A 12363-nucleotide genomic window follows, 5' to 3' on the forward strand; every position below is an offset into this window, starting at 1 on the left:
AATTATTAAAAAAATCGCCGCACAGATTTCTCTGCACGGCGATATAAGATACAAACCTATACAAATTTTGCCGTATTCAGTTTTACACCCGGTCCCATAGTTGAAGTAAGCGTAATGCTTCTCAAATACTGTCCCTTAACTGCCGCCGGTCTTGCTTTCCGGATTGCATCTATAAGCGTCTGGAAGTTGTCCGCCAACTGCTCCTCTGTGAAGGAAGCTTTTCCGATTGGCACATGTACGATATTGGTCTTATCCAATCTGTACTCAATCTTACCGGCTTTGATATCCTTGACTGCCTTTGTTACATCCATTGTAACCGTTCCAGCCTTCGGGTTCGGCATAAGTCCTTTCGGACCAAGTACACGACCCAGACGTCCAACTACGCCCATCATATCCGGGGTAGCTACTACAACGTCAAAATCCAGCCAGCCTTCGTTCTGAATCTTCGGAATCAGTTCCTCTGCTCCTACGTATTCAGCGCCTGCTGCCAGAGCCTCGTCAGCCTTTGCATTCTTTGCGAATACAAGCACGCGGACCTTTTTACCGGTTCCGTGCGGAAGTACGACAGCGCCGCGGATCTGCTGGTCTGCATGACGTCCATCGCATCCGGTTCTGATATGAGCTTCGATTGTCTCATCAAATTTTGCTACTGCATTTTTCTTTACAACGCTGATCGCTTCCGCGGTGTCATAAAGAGTTGTGCGGTCAATATTTTTTGCCGCTTCGATATATCTTTTTCCTCTTTTCATATTAGATAACCTCCTGGTGGTATTTGCGGGAATCTCCCTCCCACTGTGTTCAATTTACAAGAATAGGGGCTCGTTTTCACTGATTGCGGGGTGTTCGCTCAACTAAACTCACGTTTCGCCCCGCTCACGTTCGTTAAGGTTCGCGAACGGCTTTCGCACTAACCTCAAACTTCGTGCAGGCACTCGTTTTCGCTAAGTGCTCAATGCCTATTCCTCTACTGTGATGCCCATGCTGCGTGCGGTACCCGCAATCATGCTCATCGCCGCTTCGATGCTGCCTGCATTCAAATCCGGCATCTTTGTCTCTGCAATCTCGCGAATCTTATCCTTGCTGATGGTTGCAACCTTCGTCTTGTTCGGAACACCGGAACCGGATTTGATGTTGCATGCCTTCTTCAGCAGAACTGCTGCAGGCGGAGTCTTTGTGATGAAGCTGAAGCTTCTGTCTGCGTAAACGGTGATAACTACCGGGATGATCACATCGCCCTTATCAGCCGTTCTTGCGTTGAACTCCTTGGTAAACTGAACGATATTGACACCGTGCTGTCCAAGTGCCGGACCAACAGGTGGTGCTGGTGTTGCTTTGCCAGCCGGAATCTGTAATTTAATGTAACCAGTTACTTTCTTTGCCATAATAAGGCACCTCCTTGTGGTATTGTCGGGGGATTTCCCTCCCACTGTCTGACCGCCTGCGAATTGACGGCTGACTTACATTTTCTGAATTTCTGCGAAACCAATTTCTACCGGCGTTTCGCGGCCGAACAGCTCAACGTTAATGGTAACGATCTGCTTGCTCTCGTTGATACTCTGCACAACGCCGACCGTATCCTTCCAGATACCGCCGATGACGCTGACCGTATCGCCGACCTCAATATCAACCATAACGTTTTTCGCCTGAATTCCCAAAGGTCTCATCTCTGCTTCAGTAAGCGGTACAGGCTTCGAACCCGGTCCGACAAACCCTGTGACGCCCCTGGTGTTTCTGACAACATACCAGGTATCGTCATTCATGACCATGTTGAGAAGCACATAGCCCGGAAACATTTTCTTCTGCACTGTTTTCGAGACACCGTTCTTCACTTCCACAACATCCTCCAGAGGTACGCGTACCTCCAGAATCTGGTCCTCCAGATGTCTGTTTTCGATGGTTTTTTCGATATTCGCCTTTACCTTGTTCTCATAACCAGAGTAGGTATGAACTACATACCAGTTTGCTTCTGACATATGCTCACCTTGTCCTTACTTAATCAAGAAATCAATACCATACTGCATAATTACATCGATCACCGCAATAATAGCGCCGAGCAACACGGAAACTACTATTACAACGCCTGTCTGCTTTGTGAGATCTTTCTTGTCGGGCCAGATGATTTTGTGAAACTCTGATTTGAGTCCATCAATCCAGCTCTTTACCGGGGTCTTCTTGTCTTTTTTGGCAACTTCTCCCATGTTATTCTCCTCTCCTGCACTGCGGCGTGCTATTTCGTTTCCTTATGCACCGTATGCTTTCTGCAGAATCTGCAGTATTTGCTGATTTCCATTCTTTCAGGATGATTCTTTTTGTCTTTTGTCGTGTTGTAATTTCGCTGCTTACACTCCGTACATGCCAATGTGATTCTTGTGCGCACAACTTCCACCTCGCTCTCAAACTTTTTTGTGCTGCAGCCTTTTCGCTGCTGTTTTTTTAGGCATAAAAAAAAGACCTGCTTCCATACGCCTGTTTATCTTACCACATGCGTATGGTACACGTCAAGTAAAATTTTCGCAACTATCCAGCCATGCGCCGGATACTGGAAATGAATGCGTCATGCTCGCGACGCGAAGCTGGTCCTTCAGGGCATGTAAGCAGACATTTCCAGTATCTGGCATACGACGTTTAGCCGTAAGCCACAGACAGTAGTTGCGCAGCAACGATAGCCTGCACAGCAGGCAGTCTGTGGCTTGCATGGCAGAGCAGTTTACCTGTAATCATGCAGGGCATGACAAGTCACATCCCAATTAAATCCCGCACGACCTCCCCGGCGATAATCAGTCCCGCCACTGCCGGTACAAACGCCATGCTGCCCGGCGTCTGGCGGCGTCTGCCGACTGCCGCTTCCTGCACGTTCCCGGCGGAACCATTTGCTGCATTTCCGGCAGTGCAGACCTGCTCCGTCTGCTCCCCGTCCTGTCCGCACGCTTTCTCTGCAGCCTGACCGCATATCCGGTCTTCCGTCCGCGGCGTCAGCGGTGTCTCTTTTGAATATACGACCTTTAATTTCCGGATACCGCGTTTTTTCAGCTCTCTGCGCATTACTTTTGCAAGCGGGCAGACGGATGTCTCATAAATATCTGCGACCTCAAACGCCGAGGCATCCATCTTGTTGCCCGCTCCCATCGAGCTGATAATCGGGGTGCCGCTTTTCTGCGCCTGCTCCGCCAGCATCAGCTTTCCGGTCACCGTATCAATCGCATCTACCACATAATCATAAGAGGCAAAATCAAACTGCGCCGCCGTCTCCGGCAGGTAAAATGTACGGTAAGCATTCACCACCGCCTGCGGATTAATCGAAAGCACACGCTCTCTGGCGGCATCCACCTTGTACTGTCCGATCGTATTATATGTGGCAATAATCTGGCGGTTCAGATTGCTGGACGCCACTTTATCTGAATCAATCAAATCCAGCGTGCCGACGCCGCTGCGCGCAAGCGCCTCTACCACATAGCCGCCCACGCCGCCCACGCCGAACACTGCCACTCTGGCACGCGAAAGGCGATCCAGATTATCTTTTCCAATTAAAAGCTCTGTTCTGGAAAACTGATTTTCTTCTGTCATCACTCAATACGTCTCTTAATAATTTTCTGCTTTTACTTCAAAATAAGACTGCGGATGCGCACAGGTCGGACAGACCTCCGGCGCTTCGGTTCCGACAACAATATGACCACAGTTGCGGCACTCCCACACCTTCACTTCACTCTTTGCAAATACCTCCGCCATTTCTACGTTGTGAAGCAGTGCGCGGTAACGCTCTTCATGATGCTTCTCGATTGCGGCAACAAGGCGGAATTTCGCTGCAAGCTCCGGAAAGCCCTCCTTCTCGGCGGTCTCTGCAAAGCCCTTGTACATATCCGTCCACTCATAGTTTTCGCCCTCGGCAGCACTGAGCAGATTTTCCGCGGTATTACCAATACCCTGCAGCTCCTTAAACCACATTTTTGCATGTTCTTTTTCGTTCTCTGCGGTTTTTAAGAACAGCGATGCAATCTGCTCATAGCCTTCTTTTTTCGCAACAGACGCAAAGAAGGTATACTTATTTCTCGCCTCTGATTCCCCGGAAAATGCCGTCTGAAGATTCTTTTCTGTCTGCGTTCCTTTGTACTTGTTCATTTTTCTGCCCCTTTCCTTTCTCTTAAAATCTCATTCTGCGAGGATACACGCCATGCCTGGGTCACACCGGCAGTATGTTGCTCACACACACGGCAGAATATTCCGCCAGGACATACGCCATGCCTGCATCACACAGACAACATGTTGCTTTTCCCCGCATTCTATGTATGGATGAATACCGGCAGTCTGCCCGGTAATTTCCACCATTACTTAATTCTGCCCGGCAGCCTCTTCCGCAGGTTTTCCGCGCATGTCCAGATCCTTTGCCTTCGGATAAATACGGCGCATCACTTCATCGTCATACTTCTCATCCATAATCTGCTGCCACGGCGCTTCCGCAGGAATGCCCGCGCGTCTCTCCTGGTAACGTCCAAGCGCCAGCGACGAAACCGCTATGTTACATATCATAAATACAACCAGAATCCATGTGAGAACTTTTCCCACCCGGAGCGGTATCTTTTCAATCAGTCCGGAAATCTTTTCATAGATAAACTTAAACCAGATGACCGCGGCGATTCCCCAGAAGAAACAATACAAAAGATTTATGCGGCCTGCCAGATTAAACGGCACATGACTGTAATCCCAGAAAATCGTCCCGAAAACCATTTCCGTGAAAACGCTGCAGAGATACTCAAACGCGCCTCCCAGCACAGTCCCGGCGATGAACAGAAAACTGTCTGACTTCTTGCGGTGCTGGTACAGGATGGCAGTAAAAAGCGCAAACCCCAGCCCCCAGACAATACTGAACGGTCCCCAGACCACACTACTGCGGCTCATCCATCTGCCGATCGTAATCCTGCAGAAAACCGTCTCCACCAGGTCGCCAATCAGACCTCCGACCATAAACAACCAGAACAGCTTATAAAACCCGCATCCTTCCGCAAATACCCTGCTTTTCTCCTTTTTGCCCTGCGGCTCCGGCGAAAGCGGATAAGCGCGCAGGATACGCCGCTCGACCAGATCGGCAATCTTTTCGCGCAGTCCGGCGGTAAATCTGGCAAGACGCCGGTTCGACGCGGCATAACGTTCCCGGTCATTTGCCTTCAGAAGCACCGCAGTTGTTCCGAGAATATCAAGAATCAGCACACCGACCAGTATCCATATCACAGTATGCATCAGAATCGGCACATTCGCATTATAGAACCTGTTCAGAACCGGATTCAGCCACTTTACGACAATCACGCCGAGAACGCCCCAGAACAGCGAATGGTCCAGGCAGACATATCCGTCAAAATTAAATTTCTTTTTGCTGTAATCCCACCAGCGCCCATGATAATATTTTTCCAGAAATTTACCCGCCAGCAATTCCGTCACAGTCGCATAAATGCAGCTCCCCACAAACAGGAAAAATATATTATTTTTCAGTGAGGTAAGACCCACAGTCAGAATAACAGCAGTGATACCGTAAATCATGCAGAGCGGTCCGTTCAGAAAGCCCCGGTTTACCACCTTTTTCTGCTTCAGCGTTACCAGTACGGTTTCAAACACCCATCCCAAAAATGCATACGTAAAAAACAGAAATAGTAATCTTGTCATAAACTGTCTTTCATCCTTTGTTCACATAATGATATCGTGAACAGTTTAACATAGTATATGTTTCACGTCTACAAAAGATTTCTTATATTTTACTGAATCCCGGTGGTCATATTTATTGCCGGCACCGCATGTTCCGGCGATGTCCGCTACAGACACTGCATATTCTGGTGGTGCTTGCGGTACCCGGACGGCGTCGTTCCCGTGACCGATTTAAACACCCGGTTAAAATGGGTAAGGTTGGAAAAGCCTGTCTCCCTGCTGATTTCTGTTATCGTTTTATCCGTTTCCATCAGCTTGCGCTGCGCATTCATCACCCGTGTGACGTTTACATATTGTACAACCGTACTGTTTGTATAACGCTTAAATTCCCTGCAGAGATAAAACTGACTGACATAAAATTTCTGTGCAAGCTGCTCCAGGGTAATGTCCTCCTGGTAATGGCTGTGAATGTAGCTGACAATCTGTGTCGTCCGTCCGGTTTCCTCCATCTGCTCCGGTTCCCGCCTGCGCGTATGCATCAGCATCGTAAACAGAAACATATTCAGCAGCGTGCGCCGGTAGCTCTTGTAAAAATCCGACGGATTCTCATACTGGCGTATCAGCTCCTCCAGCATACGATGCAGCTTCTGGCGCGTCGCCGCGTCCGGTCTGTACATACCGTTATTTTCATCCAGCGCATCCAGAAGCTCCTTTGACGCCACCTCGCTGCTCTCAAAATACAGCACAATACGCTTAAACGGCATATCATTCTCTCCGTAGGAACGATGCATGATATACGGAGAAAACAAAATCAGCTCTCCGGGTTTCATATCATACATATCATCCTGCATCATATGATACCTTTCCCCGTCCTCCAGGTAATATATCTCATAATAATTATGATAATGCGATTTCATCATATTATCATTTACACCCGCGATTCGCTCCCCGGCAATGCTCTCTCCCTGCGCCATCCGGATTCCCGCCTGGTCAATCATTCCTTTTCCTCCCAATATTTCCAGCATTCCATTCATCTGTAACTATTCTATCATTATTTCCCGCAGAGAGCAAGATATGTTTAATTTGCGCCATATAACTGCAATTTTCGTCTGGTTTTGCCCTTCCTGTTTTTATATGATATTTATACAAAGATGCCGGAGGGAAAAAGAAAAACCGGGGCATCATAAAAAGAAAGGCTTTTTCCCAATATCACACAAACAAAGAAGGAGGAAATGAGTGATGAAAATCTGTACCAGAGCCTCGTCTGTAACACAGCAGGAAAACTATTTTTCCATTCTTACAGACGGCGCCGAGCTGAGACTGTGGTTTCTGACCGATTCCATTGTGCGCATCCGCGCCGGATTCGACGGGGACTTCGCGGAGGAATCCTACAGTCTGGTTCTTACCGCATGGGAAGACCGCATGGACGGCTTCCTGAAAAATTACCGCCGACGGATCGAAACCGCCCAGGCAGAGCTTACAGACGGCAGTGACGCCGCTGTAATCCAGGGTAAACTGCTGAAGGTGGTGGTAGAAAAAGACCCGCTGCGCATCTGCGTGTACGATGCGGAGGGTACCTGCCTGCACGCCGACATCCCGGACCTTGCCTACCAGGAGGACAGCAACCATCGCCGCATCCATACCAGCGAGATTTCGCCGGATGACTGCTTTTACGGCTTTGGCGAAAAGAGCGGAGAATTTAATAAGGCTCAGAAATTCATGAACATGAGCCCGAAGGATGCAATGGGTTATAACCCGAAGGAGACGGATTCGCTGTACAAGCACATTCCGTTCTACATTAAGCTGAACAGAAGTACGAAAAAAGCGGTGGGCTACTTCTATCACAACACTTACGAATGTGACTTTGACATGGGAAGAGAAAAAAGCAACTACTGGAAAATGCACAGCCGCTACCGTGCGGACGGCGGCGACGTTGACCTGTTTCTGATTGCCGGTCCGTCCGTGCGCGAGGTGGTGGAGCGCTACACAGACTTAACCGGAAAATCCGCTCTGCTTCCGCGCTATGCGCTTGGATACCTCGGTTCTTCCATGTACTATCCGGAGCTGGAGGCAGACTGCGACGACGCCATCGTAGAATTTATCGACACCACCAGAGAAGAGCAGATTCCGGTAGACGGCTTCCAGCTTTCCTCCGGCTACTGCACCGTGGAAACGAACGTCGGCGTAAAACGCTGCGTCTTCACCTGGAACAAAAAGCGCTTTAAGGACCCGAAAGAATTCTTCCGTCAGATGAAGGAGCGCGGCATCACGGTTACCCCGAACGTAAAACCGGGTATCCTGCTGCTTCACCCGATGCTGGAGGAAATGAAAGAAAAAGATATGTTTGTAAAAGCCAGCGACAGCGACGAACCGGGCGTGGGAACCTGGTGGGGCGGAAAGGGCGTATTTGTGGACTACACCAAAGCCTCCACCCGCGAGCACTGGAAAAAGCTGCTGAAGGAAAACGTCCTGGATTACGGCACCTGCTCCGTATGGAATGACAACTGCGAGTACGACAGCATGGTCGATAAAGACTGCCGCTGCGATTTCGAAGGCAAGGGCGGCACCATCGGACAGCTGAAATCCGTCATGTCAAACATTATGTGTCATATCACGGACGAAGCCATCCATGAAACCTTCGAAAATACCCGTCCGTATATTGTATGCCGTTCCGGTCACTGCGGTATACAGCGTTACGCACAGACCTGGGCAGGCGACAATCTGACCTGCTGGGACGCGCTGAAATACAATATTGCCACCATCCTCGGCATGGGCTTAAGCGGCGTGGCAAGCCAGGGCTGCGATATCGGCGGATTCTTCGGTCCGGCGCCGGAGGGTGAGCTGTTTATCCGCTGGATTCAGAGCGGAATCTTCCAGCCGCGTTTTTCCATCCACTCCACCAACACAGACAACACCGTAACGGAACCGTGGATGTACAGCGACCTGAAGGATGATATCCGCCGCGCCATCGAATTCCGCTATCAGTTGAGTCCGTATCTGTACTCTCTGACAGAGCGCGCGCACGAGACCGGTCTTCCGATTATGGAGGCAATGTGCAGCGCCTTCCAGAATGACCCGAAATGCTACGATGAGGGCGTCGACTTTATGTTCGGTGACTCCCTGCTGGTGGCAAATGTTGTGGAAAAGGGTGCAAAGACGCGCAGCATCTATCTGCCTGAGGGTGACACCTTCTACGATTTCTATACAAGAGAAGCTTACGCAGGCGGACAGACCATTGAAATTCCGGTAACTATCAGCAGCATCCCGCTGTATGTAAGAAGCGGCGCGCTGATTCCGATTGCAACCAATCAGATGAACAATCTCGCCACACAGCAGGCGACCGGCATCCGGCTTCTGTGCGCGGCAGACAAAGACAATTTCTTCCAGTTATATGAGGACGACGGCGTTTCTATGGACTATGAGACAGGAAAATATCTGAAAACTGTCATTACCATGACGACCGGCGAGCGCACTTATCTTGATTTCAAACAGGAAGGCAGCTATGAAACAGCCGTTGAGACTATGGAAATCGACATGATTCACCGCGAGAAAGCCCCGTACTGGGTAACCGTGGACGGCGAAATGATTCCGCACTTCCTGCACAGACGCAAATTCGAGGAAGCGGCGTGCGGCTGGTATTACAGTCAGCGTCTGAAATCGGTTCAGATCAAATATCCGAATCCGAAGAAGGACTACCAGGTACTTGTATCCTTTGAGCAGTTTGATTTAATTGGAATGTAAACAGGAGGAACACTATGAAAAAATTAGCAGCAATTACCGCGGCATTTGCTCTTACTGCCGCCGCACTGACAGGATGCGCCGCAAACGGTGCCAGCGACAGTGCCAGCGCAACAGCAGAAAATCCGCTGGTGCTCACGCTGGCGCACGGGCTCAGCGAAACGCATACCGTGCATATCGCAATGGTGGAATTTGCCGAAGAGGTAGAAGAAAAAACAGACGGCAGAATCAAAGTCCAGATTTTCCCGAACGGACAGCTCGGCTCGGAAAATGAAAATATGGAACAGCTCATGGCAGGCGTTATCTCCATGACCAAGGTATCCGCACCGGGACTTGCCACCTACAACGAGGCTTACCATACCTTCGGACTTCCCTATATTTTTGATGACACTGAGGATTTCTACCATATTATGGATTCCGACGAAATGCAGGATTTCTTCCTTTCCTCCGCGGATGACGGCTTTGTAACGCTGACCTACTATACGTCCGGCGCCCGTTCCTTCTATACGAAAGACCGCGCTATCCGCACACCGGCAGATTTGAAAGGTCTGAAAATCCGTGTGCAGGATATGAAATCCCAGACGGATATGCTGGAAGCTCTCGGCGGAATTCCGGTTGCCATGTCCTACGGCGATGTATACACTTCCCTGCAGACCGGTATCATTGATGGTACGGAAAACAATGAAACCGCACTGACCACTGGAAAACACGGCGAAATCTGCAAGGTCTATTCCACAGACCAGCATGCAATGATTCCGGACGTTATGGTCATGAGCGCAAAGGTGTGGGAAACCATCAGCCCGGAGGACCAGCAGATTATTCTGGAGGCTGCCCATGCATCTACGGAAAGCCACAAGATTGCCTGGGATGCGGCAATCGAAGAAGCCATCGAGGAGGCTTCCACCACGATGGGCGTGGAATTTGTAAACGATGTAGATAAGGAAGCATTCCGCGAAGCAACCAGCGGTATGATTGATGAATATTGTGCACAGTATCCAGGTGTACAGAACCTGCTCGATATCATCAATTCCATAAAGTAAAATGAGAGGGAGATTAACATGAGAGAAATATTAACAACCGTGAAAAAGGCTCTTGCAAAGCTTCTGTCCGGTATGGCAACTATTCTGCTGTCCATCATGACGCTGCTGGTATTGTATCAGGTATTCACGCGCTACGTCTTAAACAACCCTGCCGCCTTCACAGAAGAGCTGGTACGTTACTCATTAATCTGGACCGGATTTATCGGCGCCGCATACGCCTTTCTCACCAGACAGCATATGTGCCTTGTCCTGGTGCGTGACAAACTGAATCCGTCCGCAAAGCGGATTCTGATGATCGCCATCGACGCTCTGATCCTTGTATTTGCTGTTTTTGTTATCACAGTCGGCGGCTTCAAGCTGGCAATGAGTGCGCAGAAGGTATACTCCGCACTGCTTGGCATCCCGCGCAGCCTCGTTTATGCGATGGCGCCCATATCCGGTATTTTTATCATCATCGCACAGATTATCAACATCTACGAGGATGTGACCGGTATTTCTATCGAAGGAGGAAATGAGGAATGAATATTGTACTCACAACCGTTATCCTGTTTGCAGTGTTCGGTCTGCTGCTGTTTTTAAGCTGCCCGATTTCCGTCAGCATTGTTATTGCTTCTATTGTAACAGCGATGTCGTCCCTTTCCTGGGATCAGATTACCTTTATCACGATGCAGAAAATGAACAGCGGCGTAGAGAGCTTTTCTCTGCTCGCCATTCCTCTGTTCATCCTTGCAGGCAACATTATGAATAACGGCGGTATCGCGCGCCGTCTCGTAAACTTTGCAAAATTGTTTGTAGGGCGCATTCCGGGTTCCCTGGCGCAGGCAAACATCGTCGGCAACATGCTGTTCGGCGCGCTGTCCGGCTCTTCCGTTGCGGCAGCTTCCGCAATGGGCGGCTGTATCTACCCGATTCAGAAGGATGAGGGTTACGACCCGGCATTTGCCACAGCGGTAAATATCGCTTCCGCTCCGACCGGTCTTCTGATTCCGCCGACCAGTGCGTTTATTGTATACTCCACCGTTGCGGGCGGCGTATCCATTTCTACACTGTTTATGGCGGGCTATGTTCCCGGTATTTTAATGGGCGTCGGCTCTATGATTGTGGCATTTATCTACGCAAAGAAACGCAAATACCCGACCACCGGAAAGGTTTCCGCGCAGGAAGCGCTGAAGGTTACTCTGGAAGCACTGCCGAGCCTGCTTTTAATCGTAATTGTTATCGGCGGTATCGTGAGCGGTATTTTCACGGCAACAGAAGGCGCCGGCATCTGCGTGCTGTACTGCCTGATTCTTTCCATCTGCTATAAGAGCATTACCATGAAATCCTTTATGAAGATTCTGGTAAACAGCGCATGCACCAGCGGCATCATCCTGTTTCTGATTTCCGCCTCCTCCGCGATGTCCTTCGTTATGGCATACTCCGGAATCCCGGCGGCAATCAGTGAAGGTATTATGTCCATCTCCACCAACAAAATCGTCATCTTTCTGCTGATGAACGTGATTCTGATGGTTGTTGGTATGTTCATGGACATCACACCGGCTATTCTGATTTTCACGCCGATTTTCCTGCCGATTGCACAGAGCCTTGGTATGTCCGATATCCAGTTCGGCGTAATGCTCATTTTCAATATGTGTCTCGGCAACATCACCCCGCCGGTCGGCTCCGTACTCTTTGTCGGCTGCGGTATCAGTAAAATCAGTATTGAACAGGTTACAAAAACGCTGCTCCCGTACTTCACCGTGCTGTTCCTGCTGCTCCTTGCAGTCACCTACATTCCGGCGCTGTCACTTGGTATTCCGCAGCTTATGGGACTGATTTAGCAAGCAGCCAATCCTTCAGGGGATTGTGCCAGGCGCTCCCGCATCTGAATCTTGCTGCGCTCTGTATCTATTTGATATTACATTACGAATGGCGCTTCCATGCTTTTGAGGAAGCGCCATTTACATATCGCATA

General features: G+C 49.7%; 13 protein-coding genes. 4 read left to right on the top strand and 9 right to left on the bottom strand.

Annotated elements, in window-relative coordinates; all coding sequences use genetic code 11:
• Positions 1 to 56: 56 nt before the first annotated feature.
• The 9 genes from rplA to NQ534_RS05415 form a co-directional block, all read right to left on the bottom strand.
• Positions 57 to 749 (bottom strand): 50S ribosomal protein L1, encoded by a 693-nt coding sequence (gene rplA, locus NQ534_RS05375; protein WP_006862841.1) that lies wholly within the window; start codon positions 747 to 749, stop codon positions 57 to 59.
• Between the two features lie 207 nt (positions 750 to 956).
• Complete coding sequence (gene rplK / locus NQ534_RS05380; protein ID WP_006862840.1) at positions 957 to 1382, bottom strand: 50S ribosomal protein L11; 426 nt, start codon at positions 1380 to 1382, stop codon at positions 957 to 959.
• A gap of 75 nt (positions 1383 to 1457) precedes the next feature.
• Positions 1458 to 1973 carry a transcription termination/antitermination protein NusG gene (gene nusG / locus NQ534_RS05385; protein WP_006862839.1) on the bottom strand — a complete coding sequence of 172 codons (516 nt, stop codon included), beginning with the start codon at positions 1971 to 1973 and terminating at the stop codon, positions 1458 to 1460.
• 15 nt (positions 1974 to 1988) lie between these two features.
• Positions 1989 to 2198 (bottom strand): preprotein translocase subunit SecE, encoded by a 210-nt coding sequence (secE, locus tag NQ534_RS05390; RefSeq protein WP_006862838.1) that lies wholly within the window; start codon positions 2196 to 2198, stop codon positions 1989 to 1991.
• Positions 2199 to 2227: 29 nt separating this feature from the next.
• Positions 2228 to 2377 (bottom strand): 50S ribosomal protein L33, encoded by a 150-nt coding sequence (gene rpmG / locus NQ534_RS05395; protein WP_040784044.1) that lies wholly within the window; start codon positions 2375 to 2377, stop codon positions 2228 to 2230.
• Positions 2378 to 2736: 359 nt separating this feature from the next.
• Positions 2737 to 3564, bottom strand: coding sequence for a tRNA threonylcarbamoyladenosine dehydratase (locus tag NQ534_RS05400; protein WP_006862835.1), 828 nt, complete (start codon positions 3562 to 3564; stop codon positions 2737 to 2739).
• 15 nt (positions 3565 to 3579) lie between these two features.
• A complete protein-coding gene (rbr, locus tag NQ534_RS05405) occupies positions 3580 to 4116 on the bottom strand; it encodes a rubrerythrin (protein WP_006862834.1) in 537 nt (178 codons plus the stop codon).
• Between the two features lie 210 nt (positions 4117 to 4326).
• Complete coding sequence (locus tag NQ534_RS05410; protein WP_006862832.1) at positions 4327 to 5652, bottom strand: putative ABC transporter permease; 1326 nt, start codon at positions 5650 to 5652, stop codon at positions 4327 to 4329.
• 146 nt (positions 5653 to 5798) lie between these two features.
• The gene (locus NQ534_RS05415; protein ID WP_040783983.1) at positions 5799 to 6629 is read right to left on the bottom strand and encodes an AraC family transcriptional regulator; all 831 of its coding nucleotides are present in this window, start codon (positions 6627 to 6629) and stop codon (positions 5799 to 5801) included.
• A gap of 241 nt (positions 6630 to 6870) precedes the next feature.
• On the opposite strand from NQ534_RS05415, the gene NQ534_RS05420 reads away from it, so the two are divergent.
• From NQ534_RS05420 to NQ534_RS05435, 4 genes are read left to right on the top strand one after another with little or no spacing between them, the layout of a single operon-like run.
• The gene (locus tag NQ534_RS05420) at positions 6871 to 9372 is read left to right on the top strand and encodes a glycoside hydrolase family 31 protein (RefSeq protein ID WP_006862829.1); all 2502 of its coding nucleotides are present in this window, start codon (positions 6871 to 6873) and stop codon (positions 9370 to 9372) included.
• A 14-nt stretch (positions 9373 to 9386) separates the two neighbouring features.
• Positions 9387 to 10409: a TRAP transporter substrate-binding protein gene (locus NQ534_RS05425; RefSeq protein ID WP_006862828.1), complete on the top strand. Its 1023-nt coding sequence runs from the start codon at positions 9387 to 9389 to the stop codon at positions 10407 to 10409.
• Positions 10410 to 10427: 18 nt separating this feature from the next.
• Positions 10428 to 10931, top strand: a complete 504-nt coding sequence (locus NQ534_RS05430; RefSeq protein WP_006862827.1) for a TRAP transporter small permease — start codon at positions 10428 to 10430, stop codon at positions 10929 to 10931.
• On the top strand, positions 10928 to 12229 hold the full coding sequence (locus NQ534_RS05435) for a TRAP transporter large permease (RefSeq protein WP_006862826.1): 1302 nt from the start codon (positions 10928 to 10930) through the stop codon (positions 12227 to 12229). The genes NQ534_RS05430 and NQ534_RS05435 overlap by 4 nt, the downstream gene beginning before the upstream one ends.
• Positions 12230 to 12363 lie beyond the last annotated feature (134 nt).

This window comes from Marvinbryantia formatexigens DSM 14469, from assembly GCF_025148285.1.
GTDB lineage: Bacteria > Bacillota > Clostridia > Lachnospirales > Lachnospiraceae > Marvinbryantia > Marvinbryantia formatexigens.

Excerpts from the sequence above, each read along its gene's own strand:
- rplA (WP_006862841.1), bottom strand. The coding sequence starts at position 749 with ATGAAAAGAGGAAAAAGATATATCGAAGCGGCAAAAAATATTGACCGC.
- rplK (WP_006862840.1), bottom strand. The coding sequence starts at position 1,382 with ATGGCAAAGAAAGTAACTGGTTACATTAAATTACAGATTCCGGCTGGC.
- nusG (WP_006862839.1), bottom strand. The coding sequence starts at position 1,973 with ATGTCAGAAGCAAACTGGTATGTAGTTCATACCTACTCTGGTTATGAG.
- secE (WP_006862838.1), bottom strand. The coding sequence starts at position 2,198 with ATGGGAGAAGTTGCCAAAAAAGACAAGAAGACCCCGGTAAAGAGCTGG.
- NQ534_RS05400 (WP_006862835.1), bottom strand. The coding sequence starts at position 3,564 with ATGACAGAAGAAAATCAGTTTTCCAGAACAGAGCTTTTAATTGGAAAA.
- rbr (WP_006862834.1), bottom strand. The coding sequence starts at position 4,116 with ATGAACAAGTACAAAGGAACGCAGACAGAAAAGAATCTTCAGACGGCA.
- NQ534_RS05410 (WP_006862832.1), bottom strand. The coding sequence starts at position 5,652 with ATGACAAGATTACTATTTCTGTTTTTTACGTATGCATTTTTGGGATGG.
- NQ534_RS05415 (WP_040783983.1), bottom strand. The coding sequence starts at position 6,629 with ATGATTGACCAGGCGGGAATCCGGATGGCGCAGGGAGAGAGCATTGCC.
- NQ534_RS05420 (WP_006862829.1), top strand. The coding sequence starts at position 6,871 with ATGAAAATCTGTACCAGAGCCTCGTCTGTAACACAGCAGGAAAACTAT.
- NQ534_RS05425 (WP_006862828.1), top strand. The coding sequence starts at position 9,387 with ATGAAAAAATTAGCAGCAATTACCGCGGCATTTGCTCTTACTGCCGCC.
- NQ534_RS05430 (WP_006862827.1), top strand. The coding sequence starts at position 10,428 with ATGAGAGAAATATTAACAACCGTGAAAAAGGCTCTTGCAAAGCTTCTG.
- NQ534_RS05435 (WP_006862826.1), top strand. The coding sequence starts at position 10,928 with ATGAATATTGTACTCACAACCGTTATCCTGTTTGCAGTGTTCGGTCTG.